This window comes from Pedobacter sp., assembly GCF_965227205.1.
In the GTDB taxonomy this organism is placed as follows: domain Bacteria; phylum Bacteroidota; class Bacteroidia; order Sphingobacteriales; family Sphingobacteriaceae; genus Pedobacter.
The window spans coordinates 264,211-282,035 of record NZ_OZ245727.1 but is presented as its reverse complement, the minus strand read 5'-3'; the positions used below and the strand labels follow the sequence as shown (position 1 = coordinate 282,035).

The following is a 17,825-nucleotide window of genomic DNA, read 5'->3' as shown; positions in this document are numbered from 1 at the left end:
TAATTAATTTACAAAATTTACTTAAATAAAGTATAGACTAAGAGCAACTTCATTCAGGCAACCCTGAACATGGTGTTGCCTGTGTTAACAAGTTGAAAAACTAATTTGTAGAACATCCGGAGATTTAAAATCTTCGGATGTTTTTTATACATTTACAGCACAACGATTTTAGTTGATAATTATGAAACGTTTAATAGAACTTTTTCGCAATAAATATTTTCTGGCAACCGCCGCTTTTGCTGTTTGGATGTTATTTTTCGATAAAAACGATATGATGTCGCAATATGAATATCGTACACAGGCTAATAAATTGCAGGAAGAGAAAGAATATTTTGAGAATGAAACAGCTCAAATTAAAAAAGATTTAAACGAATTGAATACCAACCTTAATACTGCAGAAAAATTTGCCCGCGAAAAGTATTTCATGAAAAAAGATAACGAAGATGTTTTTGTTATTATCCATGAAGAGAAAAAAGATTAGAACAGGATTTTGGAACAGGATTTTAAGACGTCTTCTATCAATATTCAAATTTTGGAAGAGATAGCTTAAATTTTACGGCTACAATTCTAAATACAAAGATAAAGGCCACAACCAAGAGTTTGGCTACTACACTTTCTACATTTATCTGAACTAATAGGTAATAAAGCAAACCTCCTAAAATACATGCTGAGGCATAAATCTCTCTCCGAAATACCAATGGAATTGTATTAAGCAAGGTATCTCTAATAATTCCTCCAAAACAACCTGTAATTGTTCCCAGTGCAATGCAAATACCCGGGTTTAAACCGAAAGCCATTCCTTTTAGCAAGCCCAACATTGTAAATAAACCTAAACCTAGACTATCAAATAGAAATAGCGTAATCTTCATCTTTTGTACATGAGTTTTAAAAAACATCGTTACCAGTGCGGTGAACAATATTATCAAACAGGTTTGCATATCTCGCATCCAGGCAACAGGTGTATCACCAATTAACAAATCTCTAACCGTACCACCACCAATTGCAGTTACAAAAGCGATAATTAGCACGCCAAACGGGTCTAGTTTACGTTGCATTGCCGTAAAAGTACCAGAAATGGCAAAGGCAATGGTTCCCAAAACCTCAATTACTTCTGATGTAGAAATATTATAATTCTCCATTGCGTTTACGTAAAAACCATTCGGTTGTAAGTAAAACTAAGATCAAACCAAATAACCATTTTAAGTTGATGAGTTCATCGTATTTACGGTCTTCGTAACTAATGGTTTTAATGTTTTCATTTTCCAGAATCTCATCAGCAATTTTAAGCAAATCAGCAGGCATAAATAATTTTCCATTGCTTTGTTTCGAAATGGTATGAAGCAATTGGTGATTTGCTGTTGTCTGCTGATATTCTGCAATTAGAGCATTTACATAGAAACTGCCAGAGGCGGTGAATTTTTGTCCGCCTAATGAAGTGTTGGCTATATAAGAATAATTACCTGCAGGCATAGTTCCTGCATCTAACTGATAGCCATTTTCTGTTTTCGAGAAAACATAGTTAAAATATTTTCCTGCTTCATTTTTAACCTGCAACTTTACTTCAGATTCGTTTACGGGCTGATAACTTTCATTGTACAGTGTACCATTGAATTGAATTGTTTCGTTTTCATCATAAGCGGATTTAGATGTAAAAATTTTAAACCTCTGCTTATCATCTTTTACAGAAAGATATTGTACGGTTTTAGCTATCAAATCGTTTAAAGCAGATTCCTGGCTCTCATTTTCTGCTTCTGATAATTTCCAACGCCATAAACCCTCTCCCATTAAATAACCTGTTTTTAAGCCGCTTTCATTCGTAAAGAAAAACAGAGGCTGCGAAGTATTTACCTTTCCAATTCGTTGATTGAATATTGGTGTTGAGTTTGCGTTTACCGTTAACTTACCAAAAGGCATTAAAAGTGGGTCGAAATCGGATAATTGTTTTTTAGCTCCATCCGATAAATTAAAATTGGTAAAACCATTGGCCAAATCTGGATAAACTTCTTGAATGGAGCCATTCGCTGAGCTTAAATTAACCTGATTTTGAATTTGATTAAATGCGCTAACATTGCTTTGTGCGCCTAAAATATACCAGATTGGTTTTCTTAAATCATTTACCTTTTGTAAAAATGAATTAGATGTATTTTGAGCATCGGGCAATTGATACAACACAATTAAATCAAATTTTGATGGGTCTATTGAGTTTAAATCATCAGCTAAAGCAAGCTTTGCTTCGTAATGTTTATTTATGGAAATGGCTTCTTTTAGCACACTTAGGTCTGGATGTGGAGCAGCAGCGGCTAATAAAATTTTTTGTCTTCCATCAATCACTTCAACATAAAAAGTTTGGGTGTTGTTTTTAGTTGTGATTTCATTTTGAAACGTACTCAGCTGAATGGTATATTTTTGAATGCCTATTTTGCCTGCATGTAATTTTACAGGAATGGTTTTAACAAATGAATTTCCGCTTATGGAGATGTTTTGTTGCTGAACTTTTGCTCCGTTTTGATTAACCGATAAAGTTGTACTTTCATTATTGCTTTGGAATGCCTGAACTTGAACTTCAACAGTAAAATCATCATCCAAATAAACAATGTTGTTATAATTTACATTCGAAATTAATACATCTCGTTTTGGAATGCTATCGCCTAAAGCAATGCTGTAAACAGGGGCGTTTATTTGATTTATGCTGTACAACGGATTACCACCATGATTGAAAATACCGTCGGTAGCCAACACAATTGCACCAACATTCCTATTAGTATATTCATCTTTTATCTTCTGAAAAAATGAGGATGCATCTGTAAGCTTGCCATTGTTTTTAAAATCTAAACCATCACTTACTTTGTCAGAAAAATTGTAAGTTTTAACTTCATATTTATCCGAAAGTTTATCTTGTAGCCTTTTGAGATTTTGTTCATATAACTTTTGGTCAAAGCCAACGGCTTTAACCTGACTAACAGAAAGGGAATTGTCCTGTCCGATGATGATTACCGGCTTATCTAATGTATAATTTAAGGTTTTGATTAGTGGAGCAAATAGTAGCCAGGCAATGGTGGTAACCGCAATGATTCGTATTGTCGTTAATCCGTATTGTAGTTTTTTATCGAGATTTTTGTTATTGCGATAAAGCAACCATGCATATATAAAACCCAAAGCAAGGCAAGCCAAAAAATACAAGATAGAAGTACCCGCAAAAAAGCTATTCATATTTTATAAAGATGCTAATTTTGAGGAAATTTTCAATAGTTTAAACTTGGATTTACTTTCTGAACCTTGGATACAATTTTTTAAGAATTTACATTACATTTAAACCTAAAAATTAATATGCATGCAATTACAATAATTCCTTTAATTATTATGATTCTTTTCTTGATTGCGATAGTATACTATTGGGTTAAAGAAGATTCAAAAAACAAAGAAACTATGGATGTAATTTCAACTATTTCCAATCGATACAGATTAACAGGGAAAATAACACCTGAAAGTAACACAAAAAACATGTCACAAACACATAATAATTTTTTACACCTTGAAGAAATAGCAAGATTGTTTAAGTATGATAGTGAAAGCAATTCCTTTTGGATAGAATATACCTTTAAAAATAATACACTTGATGATATGAGTTTTGTTTTTAATAAAGCTGTTGTCACTATCGACGAAGAGGAAATAGAATGTGATTTATCTTTGCTACTAGAATTTGTACCAGAATATTTAGCACGACCTTATGGTATTAGATATTTCAATACAAAATCTTTTAATAATTATATATTAGGAGTGCGAGGACAGAAGACTTTTCGGTTTGAAAGCAGATTCCCTCTCGAAAGTCGTAATAATTTTAAAGCTAGTGATTTAATAAGGGTAGAAATTGAGCTTAATAAATTTGAAACTAGTGTTAATAAATATGTTCCATTTGAGAAACTAGTTTTTTCTGAAAACTTTAGAAAAATAAGTCAGCAAACGGTTTACTCTGTTAACGAACAGATTAAATGGGAAGATTAATTTAAAATATAAATTCACCAAATACCAATGAGATTAATCTGTTTAACTTTTCTCCTATTCATCAGTATAATGGCGAATGCCCAAAAGAATTTCAAAGCAACTCAAATTAAATTCGAAAGAGTAGAAAAAGCCTACAATGAAAAATGGGACACGCTACAAAAATTTGTAAAAGCTGCTGGTTTTGGGAATAATTTCTCGATGCTAATTAGTGCATACAAAGCCGAAGGAAAATTAGAAATCTGGTTAAAAAGTAATTCAGAAAGGCAATATAAATTATTTAGAACTTACGATTTTTGCGAGCATTCTGGTACGTTAGGCCCGAAAGTTATTGAAGGCGATAAACAAACACCCGAAGGGTTTTATTACATCAATGTTTTTAATCCAATGAGTACCTTCCATTTATCTCTTGGTGTTAGTTATCCAAATTCAGTTGATTTAGCTCGAACCGGAAAAGACAGAAAACCAGGCGGAGATATTTACATTCATGGTAACTGTGTAACTGTTGGATGTATTCCTTTAACCGATGAAAAAATTAAAGAAGTTTATGTTTTAGCAGTTGAAGCGAAGAATAATGGTCAAGAGAAGATACCTGTTAACATTTATCCTTTCAAAATGACTGATGGAAATATGAAAAGATATATACTACAATTCCCAACTCACGCAACTTTTTGGAAAACCTTGCAACCAGGATATTTTGCTTTTGAGAAGAATAGAAACTCAGCTGAAATTAAAGAAGTTAAAGGGAAGTATGTTGTGAAATAGTTGGAAAATTAAAAAAGTTGGAATGTTGCAATGTTCTAGAACCTAAAACATTTCAACTTTCCAACCTCGAACCTTTCTACCTCAGCCTACAGCATTCCGCCGCAAACAGAAAGTGTTTGTCCGGTTACATAAGCACTCATATCTGAAGCTAAGAACACACAAACATTCGCAATATCTTCAGTTTCGCCAGCACGTTTCAATGGAATATCTTTTTCCCAACCTGCAACAACGGCTGGGTCTAAAACCTCAGTCATTTCTGTACGAATAAAACCCGGAGCAACAACGTTAGCACGAATATTTCTTGAACCTAATTCTTTAGCAACTGATTTTGTAAAACCAATGATACCAGCTTTTGATGCAGCATAATTTGCTTGCCCAGCATTACCCTGAACACCAACAACCGAACTCATATTAATGAAAACACCTTTGCGGGCTTTCATCATTACTTTCGAAGCTGCTTTAGTTACATTGAAGATAGATTTTAAGTTAATGTTGATGACATCATCCCAGTTTTCTTCACTCATGCGCATTAACAAACCATCTTTCGTAATACCAGCATTATTCACAACGATATCAATTGTACCAAACTCAGCAACAATATCATTAATCAATTGCTCAGCCTGGTCAAATTTTGAAGCGTCAGAACGGTAACCTTTAACTTTAGTTCCAAAGCTTTGTAATTCTTGCTCTAAAGCTTCGCCCTTTTCTACTGATGATAAATATGTAAATGCTACGTTAGCACCTTGTTCAGCAAATTTTTCAGCTATTTTACGACCAATTCCTTTTGATGCGCCGGTAATTAATGCTGTTTTTCCTTCTAGTAATTTCATAACCCCTAAATCCCCTAAAGGTGACTTTAATATAATGTATAAAAAATTTAAACTTTGTAAAGTTAATATTAATTGTGAATGTTTAACACGATGGGTTTTATTCCCCCTTCAGGGGGTTAGGGGGTTGGCTCCTGCTGACTCAAACAGTGAAAACTTCCCAAACCCCAGATAATATCAACTGAATTAATCCCAACTACTTTTCTATCTGGGAAACAACCCTGAATAATATCTAGAGCTTTTTGGTCGTTCACATCATCAAAAATCGGCACGATAACCGCTTCGTTTGCAATATAAAAATTAGCATACGAAGCAGGTAAACGCGTATCATCAAAAATCACTGGCGATGGCATTGGCAATTCAACAATATTCAATGAGCGACCATCCTTTAACTTCATGGCTTTTAATGCCTCCAAATTTTCTTGCAATAAAATGTAGTTTTCATCAAGCGGATTACTTTCCACAACCGTTAAAACGGTATCCTCGTTAACAAAACGGGTAATATCATCGATGTGCCCATCCGTATCATCGCCTACAATTCCATCGCCTAACCATAAAACTTGCTCTTGTCCGTAATATTCGAGCAAGTATTTTTCAATCTGCTCCTTTGTTAAATGTGGATTACGATTTTCGTTTAACAAACAAGCAGTGGTTGTAAGAACCGTTCCAGCGCCGTTAAATTCTACCGAACCACCTTCCATTACAATATCAGGCGTAAATAATGGCAAGTCGAAATGTTTTGCAATTTTTGTGGGTACTACATCATCCAAATCAAATGGCGGATATTTTCCACCCCAGGCATTGTAACCCCAATCCACTACCGCTTTTTCGTTTCCTTTCAGCACGAATGCTGGTCCGTGGTCGCGACACCAGGCATCATTAGTTTCGTTGAAATAAAACTCAATTTGCGATAAATCAGCACCAACCTTTTCCAATTCAGTAACGGCAAAAGCTTTCATTTCTTCGTCTTTTAAATTGATACGAACTTTTTCACCTTCAGCTACAATTTTAATAAATTCACAATATGGCTTGTAAATCGTTTCAATTTTACCTGGCCAGCTCGCTTCCTTATGCGGCCAACTTAACCAGGTTGCTTCGTGTTTTGCCCACTCAGCAGGAAAAGCATAACCTTGTTGCTTCGGAGAATAATCGAATTGATTTATATTTAAATGTTCTTTTGGAGGGAAATTTGACATCTGTGTCGTGTTAGTACTAACGTTTTTACTTCGTCATTGCGAGGCACGAAGCAATCTGTTTTAATTTATCTAATGAGATTGCTTCGTGCCTCGCAATGACGAGTGCCTTATTATTTTTTGAAATTAATTATCTTTAAGAAAGAGATATTTTATGTCTTTTCGCTTTCAGCTTTGGTCTTTAACCTTTCGGCTTAATCCCCATCAATAAATCTTTTTGTAATCGGCTGATAAGAATCAATCCTTCTATCTCTTAAAAACGGCCAGTGCTTACGCATAAAGTCGCTTTGGTCTAAATCCAGTTCCACAACTTCCGTTTCTTCTTTATCGTGAGAAGCCAAATAAAGCAATTTACCCTGTGCATTAGTTGCGAAACTTCCACCCCAGAATTTCATTGCGCCATCTTGCTCGAAACCAACACGGTTCACACTCACTACCGGAACACCATTTGCAACCGAATGCGAACGTTGAATGGTTTGCCAAGCGTTGTATTGGTCTTGATTGGTTTCTTCATCCTGAGCAGTATCCCAGCCAATTGCGGTTGGATAAAACATAATTTCTGCACCCATCAAAGCCGTAATTCGCGAAGCTTCAGGATACCATTGGTCCCAACAGATTAAGATACCGATTTTAGCAAACTTCGTTTCGAAAACCTTGTAACCTAAATCGCCAGGAGTAAAATAGAATTTCTCGTAAAAAGCAGGGTCGTCAGGAATATGCATTTTGCGATATTTACCCAAATAAGAACCATCAGCATCTAAAACCGCTGTTGTATTGTGGTAAATTCCAGCAGTACGTTTCTCAAATAAAGAAGCAATAATTACAATGCCCAACTCCTTCGCCACTGCCTGCAAAGCATCGGTAGATGGACCTGGAATAGCTTCAGCCAAATCGAAATTTGCATAATCTTCAACATCGCAAAAATATAACGATGTAAAAAGTTCTTGCAAACACACAATCTGAGCACCTTTTGCAGCCGCATCACGCACTTTCGCAATCGCTTTATCTAAATTTTCCTGCTTATCGTTAGTACAAGTCATTTGTACCAAGCCAACGTTTACTTTCTTCATATCTTCAAGTAATTGAATTAATGAATTAGAGAATGATTGAATGTTTTATTACGCTTTACAAATTCATTCATTCAAATTCACTCATTCAAAATTAATGCGCAAAGTTACTATTTTGTTTAAAAGTAGAACGGCATAATTTTGTAATTGTTTTTTAGAAAAGCAAAGACAGTAATGCTATTATTATTCGTCGGGCTATCCGTTTTAGCTTTTGCTGTCCTTCGACTACGCTCAGGATGACAGCAAAAGGCTGCCACTTTTATCCCGTTCAGATGGGAAAGATTTTGCTACTGTGAGGGGTTGCAAATTGCCAAGTACCACCAATCGTTATTATTTAAACCTGACAGCAGTGGAAATACTTTTAACAAAGCAGCAACTCTGAATATCATGTCATGCTGAGGCACGAAGCATCTGCAACCGATGAAATAGATGCTTCGTGCCTCAGCATGACAACAGTTGTTTGTTAAAAGATTGAAGCGAATGGCGGGATTGTCGCAACCGAAAAGCACAGAAACCTGTTTTTCAAATATTTATTTAAAAACTTAACTAATGTGCTTCGATAAGCTCAGCATCACAAACGACAAATTTTAAACTCCTATTTCTTCCCTGTACTCTTGTTGCAATTCGAAAAGGCATTTTGCACATAAACAACCATCATGCAATTCTGAAATGTATTGCACTTCGTTGATGCTCAATTGAACCACGCTACACTGGCATTTAGTATAAGAATTTGCCTTGCACTCTATAGCCGTTCCGCACCTTTCGCAGGGAATGATTTCGTGTTTGCTATGTCTCGATAGGTTGTTCATTGGTTCAATGGTCAATAGTTCATTGGTATTTGGCGCAATAAAATAATGAACCAATGACTAATGAACTATTAAACTAAATACAAAAGTAAGGACAAAAAATAAGGTTTTGAGCGTTTGCCCAAAACCTTATCTATTTTATTGCTTTAAGATTGCTTCGTACCTCGCAATGACGGCGTAGTGGTAAGCTTTTCGCTTTAGTCTTTCCACTTTAAGCTTTCCGCTTAACCCGAACAGCTAATGCAGCCTTCTTCCATTGAACAAACTGGTCCGTCAACGATTTCTTCTGCAACCTGGTCTTGAGTCATTTCAGCTGGAATTACCGCTTCAATTGCTTTACCACCTTGGTTTTCTACCGTAAATTTAACCGCTTGCGATGCTGCCTGAGTACGTAAATAATACATACCAGTTTTCAAACCTTTCTCCCATGCGTAGAAGTGCATTGAAGTTAATTTCGAAGTATTTGGTGCGTTTACAAACAAGTTTAACGATTGCGATTGGCAGATGTAAGCGCCACGGTCTGCAGCCATATCGATGATGTTACGCATCTTAATTTCCCAAACGGTTTTGTACAATTCTTTAATATAATCAGGAATTGATGGAATCGCCTGGATTGAACCGTTAGCCAATATGATTTGGTTTTTCATATCGTTGTTCCATAAACCTAGTGCTACTAAATCTTTCAATAAGTGTTTGTTAACCACAACAAACTCTCCACTTAATACACGACGAGTGTAAATGTTTGAAGTATATGGCTCGAAACATTCGTTGTTGCCTAAGATTTGAGAAGTAGATGCAGTTGGCATTGGTGCAACCAATAATGAGTTGTACACACCTTCTTTAACTACTTTCTTACGTAATGCGTTCCAATCCCATCTTCCGCTATCTGGTGTTACATTCCATAAATCGAACTGGAATTGTCCTTTTGATAATGGAGAACCTTTAAATGTTTGGTAAGGACCATGTTTCACCGCTAAATCGTTAGAAGCCGTCATCGATGCGAAATAAATCGTTTCGAAGATATCTTTGTTTAAACGTTTTGCCTCATCACTTTCGAAAGGTAAACGCAATAAGATAAAGGCATCAGCCAAACCTTGCACACCTAAACCAACCGGACGGTGGCGCATGTTTGAATTTTCAGCCTCCTGAACTGGGTAATAGTTATGGTCGATGATTTTATTCAGGTTTAAAGTAGCCTGATAAGTTACATCGTATAATTTTTGGTGGTCGAAAGCACCGTTGATTACAAAGCGAGGCAATGCTAATGATGCCAGGTTACAAACTGCAACCTCATCTTTAGAAGTGTACTCGATAATCTCCGTACATAAGTTAGATGATTTAATGGTACCTAAGTTCTGTTGGTTAGATTTGCTGTTCGCTGCATCTTTAAACAACATATAAGGTGTACCAGTCTCAATTTGCGAATCTAAAATGGCAAACCAAAGTTCTTGTGCTTTAATGGTTTTACGTCCGCGACCTTCAGCTTCGTAGCTAGTATATAAATCTTCAAATTCTTTACCGAAACAATCTGCTAAACCTGGTGCTTCGTGCGGGCAGAATAATGTCCAATCGCCATTATCTTTAACACGTTGCATAAACAAATCGTTTATCCAAAGGGCATAAAATAAATCACGGGCACGCATTTCTTCTTTACCGTGGTTTTTACGCAAGTCTAAGAATTCGAAAACATCAGCATGCCAAGGCTCTAAATAAATTGCGAAAGCACCTTTACGTTTACCTCCACCCTGGTCTACATAACGGGCAGTATCGTTAAATACACGTAACATTGGAATAATACCGTTACTTGTACCGTTTGTACCACCGATATAAGAACCTGTTGCACGGATGTTGTGGATGCTTAAACCAATACCACCAGCACTTTGAGAGATTTTAGCAGTTTGTTTTAAAGTATCGTAAATACCCTCGATGCTATCATCCTGCATGGTTAACAAGAAACATGACGACATTTGAGGTTTAGGTGTAGCTGCGTTAAATAACGTTGGCGTAGCGTGTGTAAACCAACGCTCGCTCATTAAGTTATACGTTTTAATTGCACTTTCGATATCTTCTTTGTGGATACCAACCGAAACACGCATAAATAAATGCTGAGGACGCTCTACAATGGCACCATTAACTTTTAAAAGGTAAGATTTTTCTAAAGTTTTGAAACCGAAATAATCGAAACCGAAATCGCGATCGTAAATGATAGAACTATCTAAAATATCTTTATTTTTTTCAATAATCTCATAAACATCATCAGCGATAAGCGGTGCTGCCTTCTGCGCTTTCGGGTCGAAATATTCGTACAACATTTTCATCGTACCCGAGAATGATTTTGTAGTGTTTTTATGCAAGTTAGAAACCGCAATACGCGATGCTAACAAAGCATAATCAGGGTGTTTTGTAGTTAACGATGCAGCCGTTTCTGCCGCAAGGTTATCCAACTCTGATGTGGTTACACCATCATATAAACCTTCGATTACCTTTTTGGCAACATCGATTGGGTCTACAAGGTCTGCATTTAAGCTATAGCACAACTTTTGAATACGAGCTGTGATTTTGTCAAATTGTACCGGCTCTTTCCGGCCATCTCTTTTTAGTACGAACATAATTTATGAGATTTATTTTTTAGTATCTAGTAGCGAGTATCAAGTATCAAGACTTGTTAATCACGTTTATAATTCTTGTTTATTTTTCTCTTGCATTAAGATTGCTTCGTTCCTCGCAATGACGGCAAGGGCAGGGCTTTAGTCTTTTTGCTTTAAGCTTTCTTAGAAGTCTTCATCTAAAGAAAACGCTTGTTTGTTGTTATCAGCGGATGTTAACACACCACTTTTTTGATAATCGCCAACACGTTTTTCGAAGAAGTTTGTTTTTCCCTGCAACGAAATCATCTCCATAAAATCGAATGGATTGGTTGCATTGTATATTTTTTTGTACCCTAATTCCTGTAACCATCTGTCGGCAACGAATTCGATGTATTGGCTCATTAATTTTGCATTCATACCAATTAAGGCAACTGGCAATGCATCAGTAATAAATTCTTTTTCGATTTCTACAGCATCGCTGATGATGCCGTGAACCGCTTCTTCACTTAATTTATTGCTCAACATACTGTAAAGCAAGCAAGCAAACTCACAGTGCGAACCTTCATCTCTCGAGATTAACTCATTACTGAAAGTTAATCCTGGCATTAAACCACGTTTTTTTAGCCAAAAAATAGAACAGAAACTTCCGCTGAAGAAAATACCTTCAACCGCTGCAAATGCGACTAAACGCTCTGCAAAAGTTCCGTTTTCAATCCATCTTAAAGCCCATTCTGCTTTTCTTTTTACTGCAGGAACAGTATCGATAGCATGGAACAAACGGTCTTTTTCTTCAGGATCTTTGATATAAGTATCAATTAATAAAGCATAGGTTTCAGCGTGAATGTTTTCCATCATAATCTGGAAACCGTAGAAACAACGAGCTTCAGGCAACTGAACCTCGCTCATGAAGTTAACAGCAAGGTTTTCATTAACAATACCATCACTAGCAGAAAAGAAAGCCAGGATATGAGAAATGAAATGTCTTTCGCCATCATTCAAATTATCCCAATGTTTTTGGTCGTCAGAAAGGTCTATTTCTTCCGCTGTCCAGAAACTCGCTTCAGTTTTTTTATACATTTCCCAAATTGCCGGATATTTAATCGGCAAAAGCACGAACCTATCTTTGTTTTCTTGTAGTAATAATTCCTGTTCCATAAGCTGATATTTTTTTAACTTCATTTTAAACAGAGCCGACGAAACCACGCATCCATCAATTTTATATGATGATTGAAATGTTTTTTATCAAACTCTAGAGTGAAAGTGCCAACCTCGTTGCCCTGCAAACAACTTACCTTTTAGTTAGAAAAATTTAAAAATGCAACCTGAGTGATGTACGTATAAATTACTAAAAACTAAGCTTTTATATTTGTTTTAAAGCGCAAGAAATTGAAGAACTTTGTTAAAACAAATATATATACGGAAGGACTTTTTAGTGAACCAAAGTTGTTAACACTACCTCGAAACTAGTGGAGAAAACAATCAGCTAAATATCATTTTCAATCAAAAAAAAAGCTAATTGTTTCTTTTCAAGGGTTTAGCAAACAAAAACGAGTGTTAATAACTTAAATTTGAGTGCTGTTTGTGGTGCAAAATAGAGCTAAATAGAATGTTACTCAACAGTATAGCTAAGCTCTACTTTAGCTACACCTTTACGATAGATACCAATTTGTTTTGCAGCACTTTCAGATAAATCTATGGCTAATCTTTTAGAGAAAGGACCCCTATCATTTACCTTAACTACAACAGATTTTCCATTATCAGGATTGGTAACTTTTATCATTGTTCCGAAAGGTAAAGTTCTGTGTGCAGCGGTAAGTTTTTTAGCTCGGTATTTGGCGCCGCTAGTAGTTCTGCGGCCTTCGAATTTTCTGTGGTAGTATGTTGCAAGAACTGTTTTTTTGATACTATCTGGCTCGTTTGACGGGTCAGAATTTTGTGCTTTACCTTGTAAAAACAGGAAACAAAAACTTAATAACAGAAAATACTTCATAGGCTAAAATTTCTTTATCGAGCCTGCAAATATAAGCATTTAGTTTATAATCAATAAATTGTAGAAAAATTGAAGTTTGAGAATGTAAAATCCAATGATTAAAACCATCACATTATCATTATAAAATCTGCTTGTTTTCATAAAGAATGTAAAAGACTGCAGACACAAAAAAAGGCGTACAACTTTCGCTGTACACCTCTACCTAACCCTACTATACCCACCTTTATTTTTTATCCGGGACGAAATTCATTGATATAGAATTTACACAATGACGAGTGTCTTTATTGGTAAATCCTTCGCCTAAAAACACATGACCTAAGTGTGCACCACAATTGGCACAAACAATTTCTGTACGCGAACCATCCGCATCAGGAATGCGTTTTACGGCACCCTTAATTTCATCATCAAAAGCTGGCCAGCCACAGCGAGCATCAAACTTACTTTCCGAACGATATAAAGCTGCATCGCAACGCTTACAAGTATAGGTTCCTTTTTCGGTTGTATGTTCGTATTTTCCGGTACCTGGGTACTCAGTACCTTTATTAACGATTACTCTTTCTTCTTCGGGTGTTAATTCATTCCAGTTCATTTTCTTCTTCGGTATTATATTTTTTCCTTGTTCTGCTTGCTTAACTTCTTTCTTCTCCTGTTTTTGTGCACAAGCTGATAAACTTGTAACTAAAATAACAGTCGAAATCAAAAATAGTTTATTTAACATCGTTCTCATACATCAATATACGCTATAGATTTGGTTTTGGTTTGTTGGTTTAAAGGTTTGACTTAGTGTTTACAAAGGGATGATAAATTTGCTCTGAGAGTTGCCACGAAAACACAGAATTCGGATTTTTTGTTTAATAGGTAATTTTAAAGTTGCCACGGAAACACGGAAGACACGGAATTTGATTTATAGAATAACACGCCGAATCTCTAAAGTGGACTTGCCGAAATTTAAAACAAGGCCAACTTTACATTCTGAGCATTTTAGATAATTTATCGTTTGAGCCAAATCTTCATTTGCGATAGCGCTCTTACTTTTTATTTCTAAAATTACTGAATCAAAAACAATGAAGTCTGCATAAAAACTATGTGGGAGTAAAATATCTTTATAGTATACTGGATAATATTTTTCTCTTTCATAAAAATATCCACGGCTATCAAATTCAATACAAAGTGCGTCTTTGTAAACAATCTCTAAAAAACCACACCCCAAATTCTTATGAACTTCGATTGCAGCATTAATAATTAAGTCAGTTTCATTTTTATAGGGAAGATTATCTTGTCTAGTTTGATAATCCATAAATGATAATTTTAACTAAGCTAAAAATAATTCCCCTTTTTTCTTTTTCTTTTCCGTGCCTTCTGTGTTTCCGTGGCAAAAAACAAAAAAGCGTCTCGAACTTAATCGAAACGCTTTCTTTTATATGATTTTTAAAATCTTATTTAGCTAATTCTTCTGCCATTGCAGCACCAATTTCAGCTGGACTTTCTACTACGCGAATACCACACTCACGCATGATTTTCATTTTAGCAGCAGCCGTATCATCAGCACCACCTACAATTGCACCAGCGTGACCCATTCTACGTCCGGCAGGAGCAGTTTGACCAGCGATGAAACCAACAACAGGCTTAGTACCATTTTCTTTAATCCAACGAGCAGCCTCAGCTTCCATTCCACCACCAATTTCACCAATCATGATGATACCATGAGTTTCTGGGTCGTTCATTAATAATTTAACCGCTTCAACAGTAGGTGTACCGATAATTGGGTCGCCACCAATACCGATAGCAGTAGTAATACCTAAACCAGCTTTAACAACTTGGTCTACCGCTTCGTAAGTTAAAGTTCCTGATTTTGAAACCACACCAACATGACCTTTTTTGAAGATAAAACCTGGCATGATACCAATTTTAGCCTCATCAGCAGTAATTACTCCAGGGCAATTTGGACCGATTAAAGTAACATCGCGGTCAGAAATATATTCTTTAACCTGAATCATATCCTTCGTAGGGATACCTTCAGTAATACAAACAATCACTTTAATACCACCTTCGGCAGCTTCCATAATCGCATCAGCAGCAAAAGCCGGTGGAACGAAAATGATAGATACATTTGCTCCTGTTTTATCAACAGCATCTTTAACAGTATTAAAAACAGGCTTATCTAAATGTAATTGCCCACCTTTGCCAGGCGTAACACCACCAACTACGTTTGTACCATACGCTAACATTTGTTCTGCGTGGTAAGTTCCTTCGTTTCCGGTAAAACCCTGAACGATAACCTTAGAATCTTTATTTACTAAAACGCTCATGTATCAATATTTTTTTGTGCAAAGCTAATATTATTGACTGGAAAGTCAAGCCTAAAAATAGATTATTTAGCCCATTTTTTCAGGAAAATGTAAGGATTTGGTTTATGGCAGCTCCAGCCCTGCTATACACTACAATCTTTTTGCAAACCTATAAGGTTTTAAAAACCTTATAGGTTTAATCAAAAAGTATTTTCGTTTCTATCAGGTTTATTTTACAAAGTTTAGCGCCTTTGGCAAAACCGTACAAAACGCCTAAATTTACGGAGAGCAGAAAGATTAAAGCTGAAAGGCAAAAGCTAAAAGAGCATAATATGAAAAACAAAACTTTTATTCTTCTTACAGTATTGACAGTAATTGCTTTTGGCGCTAAAGCGCAATCTATAGATACGGCCAAATATATCTTACAAAACGATGCAGATGTAGCAAAAACGGAACCCGGAACACACAAAGGTGGCGGTGAAACCATCGGCTATAATTTCTTTGCTGATGCAAAAAACCTTAAAACCATTTTTAGAAAGAGAATCTTAAAATCAGGTTCGTCTATTGGTTATCATTTACAAAAGGAAGATGAAATTTATTATGTAATTAGCGGTAACGGTGTAATGCAAATGAATGGAAAAACCTTTGCGGTTAAACCCGGCGATGCTATTTTAACCCGCCCTGGAAGTTCGCATGGTATTGCACCGAATAAAGACAATGATTTAGTGATACTTATTGCCTACGAGAAAAAATAAGGCGTCATACATCTGTGGCAAACATCTGTGGCAAAGTCTTCACTATTGGTTGGTGTCTCACCAACCAAAAATTTAACAATAAGATTGTGATTGTGGTCGGTGTCTCCACCGACCAATAGAAAAAATAACCATAAATGACCTGTCATGCTGAAGCACAGCTCGTCCCTACCTTTTGGGAAAGCATCTTCAACCTATGAAACAGATGCTTCGTTTTTACTTTCCGTCATTGCGAAATCGATTTTTCATCGATTGAAGCAATCTCTTTCGTGAAATTATTTTTTCAAAAAGATTGCTTCGTGCCTCGCAATGACGAGCGTCCTAAAGTAGAGTTTAAAAAAAATACAAACAAAAAGCCGGACTAACTTTAACAGCTAATCCGGCTTTGCTTTTCTAATTATTTTAATCTTAAACCTTCTTAACTTCAGGTTTAGTGCTTTCGGTTTTCCATCCTTTTGCCCATTGTGCTTGTGCTTCATCATCTTGAAAAGTCCATGCTACAAAACGGCTTATTTTTTGCCCCTGACTCATTTGAACGGTACGAACTTCGAACGCATTCGCCTTTATCAACGCAGAATAAATACTTCTTAAATTGGCGCTTTTAGAAACCAAAGAAGTAAACCACAAGCATTGATTCGGAATTTGAGAACTCTGAATAATCATTTGTTCTACAAAAGCACGCTCGCCACCCGGACACCAAAGTTCGGCTTTATTTCCACCGAAGTTTAAAACGTGTTTTACCTCTTTCTCGTTGCCACCTAAATTGCGCCATTTTTGACGGGTTCCTTGCTCTGCCTCTTTTAAAGAAGCGTGGAAAGGTGGGTTGCAAACTACTGCATCAAAACGTTCGGTTCTACCAACAATACCTCTAAAAATACCCATTTTAGATGATTGCTGACGAACTTCGATTGCGCCTTGTAATGGTTTATTTGCTTCGATAATACGTTTTGCTGATTCTACTGATAACGGATCTATTTCTGAACCTACAAAATTCCAACCATATTCCTGGTGACCAATAATTGGATAAATGCAATTTGCACCTACACCAATATCGAGTACATTTATGTTTGCTCCTTTTGGATTTTTGCCCTTATTGCTTGAGCCTAATAAATCAGCTACGTAATGAATATAATCTGCTCTGCCCGGAATAGGTGGACAAAGAAAGTCTTTAGGAATATCCCATTGAGCAATATTGTAGTGGTATTTTAGCAACGCTCTGTTTAGCGCCTTTACTGCATTCTGGTCTGCAAAATCAATAGAATCTTCATTATGTTCATTTTTAAAAACGAAACGCTTTAATTCTTTTGATGTACCAATAAGTTGTTTAAAATTGTAACGCGAACGGTGTTTGTTGCGTGGATGTAACTCGCTTTTTTCTTTGCGGTTATTTTGTTCTTGTTCAGCCAATGTGATCTGGATTAATTAAACAAGCTGTGTGCATGTTTCTACTGCAAAGGTAGGTAAAAGAGTTGGGTTATCTGTTGCGGGTTATGAGTTACCTGTTGTTGGCCTGGGAGCAAAATAAAATATATTTGCTAAAAAATTGCTTA

General features: G+C 36.1%; 17 protein-coding genes. 4 read left to right on the top strand and 13 right to left on the bottom strand.

Annotated features, from left to right (window positions below):
* Window positions 1-181: 181 nt before the first annotated feature.
* Window positions 182-481, top strand: a complete 300-nt coding sequence (locus tag ACO05K_RS01070) for an FtsB family cell division protein (RefSeq protein ID WP_421942620.1) — start codon at window positions 182-184, stop codon at window positions 479-481.
* 37 nt (window positions 482-518) lie between these two features.
* Here ACO05K_RS01070 and ACO05K_RS01065 read toward each other — a convergent pair whose 3' ends face one another.
* Entirely contained in the window at window positions 519-1,139 is a 621-nt protein-coding gene (locus ACO05K_RS01065; RefSeq protein WP_421942619.1) for a trimeric intracellular cation channel family protein, read from the bottom strand.
* Entirely contained in the window at window positions 1,126-3,210 is a 2,085-nt protein-coding gene (locus tag ACO05K_RS01060; RefSeq protein ID WP_421942618.1) for a hypothetical protein, read from the bottom strand. The genes ACO05K_RS01065 and ACO05K_RS01060 overlap by 14 nt, the downstream gene beginning before the upstream one ends.
* Before the next feature lie 117 nt (window positions 3,211-3,327).
* Here ACO05K_RS01060 and ACO05K_RS01055 point away from each other — a divergent pair, with 117 nt between their 5' ends.
* Together ACO05K_RS01055 and ACO05K_RS01050 are read left to right on the top strand one after the other, a co-directional pair.
* Complete coding sequence (locus ACO05K_RS01055) at window positions 3,328-4,002, top strand: hypothetical protein (RefSeq protein ID WP_421942617.1); 675 nt, start codon at window positions 3,328-3,330, stop codon at window positions 4,000-4,002.
* Window positions 4,003-4,029: 27 nt separating this feature from the next.
* Window positions 4,030-4,764 (top strand): L,D-transpeptidase family protein, encoded by a 735-nt coding sequence (locus ACO05K_RS01050; protein ID WP_421942616.1) that lies wholly within the window; start codon window positions 4,030-4,032, stop codon window positions 4,762-4,764.
* 86 nt (window positions 4,765-4,850) lie between these two features.
* Here the strand turns inward: ACO05K_RS01050 and fabG are convergent, their stop codons facing one another.
* The 10 genes from fabG to sucD form a co-directional block, all read right to left on the bottom strand.
* Complete coding sequence (fabG, locus tag ACO05K_RS01045) at window positions 4,851-5,594, bottom strand: 3-oxoacyl-[acyl-carrier-protein] reductase (protein WP_010599469.1); 744 nt, start codon at window positions 5,592-5,594, stop codon at window positions 4,851-4,853.
* 116 nt (window positions 5,595-5,710) lie between these two features.
* Window positions 5,711-6,787, bottom strand: a complete 1,077-nt coding sequence (locus ACO05K_RS01040; RefSeq protein ID WP_421942615.1) for an agmatine deiminase family protein — start codon at window positions 6,785-6,787, stop codon at window positions 5,711-5,713.
* A gap of 191 nt (window positions 6,788-6,978) precedes the next feature.
* Entirely contained in the window at window positions 6,979-7,854 is an 876-nt protein-coding gene (locus ACO05K_RS01035; protein WP_421942614.1) for a carbon-nitrogen hydrolase, read from the bottom strand.
* 584 nt (window positions 7,855-8,438) lie between these two features.
* Complete coding sequence (locus ACO05K_RS01030) at window positions 8,439-8,660, bottom strand: cysteine-rich CWC family protein (protein WP_421942613.1); 222 nt, start codon at window positions 8,658-8,660, stop codon at window positions 8,439-8,441.
* A 221-nt stretch (window positions 8,661-8,881) separates the two neighbouring features.
* Window positions 8,882-11,266, bottom strand: coding sequence for a ribonucleoside-diphosphate reductase subunit alpha (locus ACO05K_RS01025; RefSeq protein ID WP_421942612.1), 2,385 nt, complete (start codon window positions 11,264-11,266; stop codon window positions 8,882-8,884).
* Window positions 11,267-11,428: 162 nt separating this feature from the next.
* Window positions 11,429-12,424, bottom strand: coding sequence for a ribonucleoside-diphosphate reductase small subunit (locus tag ACO05K_RS01020; RefSeq protein ID WP_421942611.1), 996 nt, complete (start codon window positions 12,422-12,424; stop codon window positions 11,429-11,431).
* 430 nt (window positions 12,425-12,854) lie between these two features.
* Window positions 12,855-13,235 carry a septal ring lytic transglycosylase RlpA family protein gene (locus ACO05K_RS01015; protein WP_421942610.1) on the bottom strand — a complete coding sequence of 127 codons (381 nt, stop codon included), beginning with the start codon at window positions 13,233-13,235 and terminating at the stop codon, window positions 12,855-12,857.
* Between the two features lie 223 nt (window positions 13,236-13,458).
* Entirely contained in the window at window positions 13,459-13,962 is a 504-nt protein-coding gene (locus tag ACO05K_RS01010; RefSeq protein ID WP_421942609.1) for a methionine-R-sulfoxide reductase, read from the bottom strand.
* 177 nt (window positions 13,963-14,139) lie between these two features.
* Window positions 14,140-14,532 carry a GxxExxY protein gene (locus tag ACO05K_RS01005; protein ID WP_421942608.1) on the bottom strand — a complete coding sequence of 131 codons (393 nt, stop codon included), beginning with the start codon at window positions 14,530-14,532 and terminating at the stop codon, window positions 14,140-14,142.
* Between the two features lie 139 nt (window positions 14,533-14,671).
* A complete protein-coding gene (gene sucD / locus ACO05K_RS01000) occupies window positions 14,672-15,544 on the bottom strand; it encodes a succinate--CoA ligase subunit alpha (RefSeq protein WP_290240883.1) in 873 nt (290 codons plus the stop codon).
* Between the two features lie 311 nt (window positions 15,545-15,855).
* On the opposite strand from sucD, the gene ACO05K_RS00995 reads away from it, so the two are divergent.
* Window positions 15,856-16,278: a cupin domain-containing protein gene (locus ACO05K_RS00995; protein ID WP_421942607.1), complete on the top strand. Its 423-nt coding sequence runs from the start codon at window positions 15,856-15,858 to the stop codon at window positions 16,276-16,278.
* Window positions 16,279-16,683: 405 nt separating this feature from the next.
* Here ACO05K_RS00995 and rlmF read toward each other — a convergent pair whose 3' ends face one another.
* Window positions 16,684-17,682 (bottom strand): 23S rRNA (adenine(1618)-N(6))-methyltransferase RlmF, encoded by a 999-nt coding sequence (gene rlmF / locus ACO05K_RS00990; RefSeq protein WP_421942606.1) that lies wholly within the window; start codon window positions 17,680-17,682, stop codon window positions 16,684-16,686.
* Window positions 17,683-17,825 lie beyond the last annotated feature (143 nt).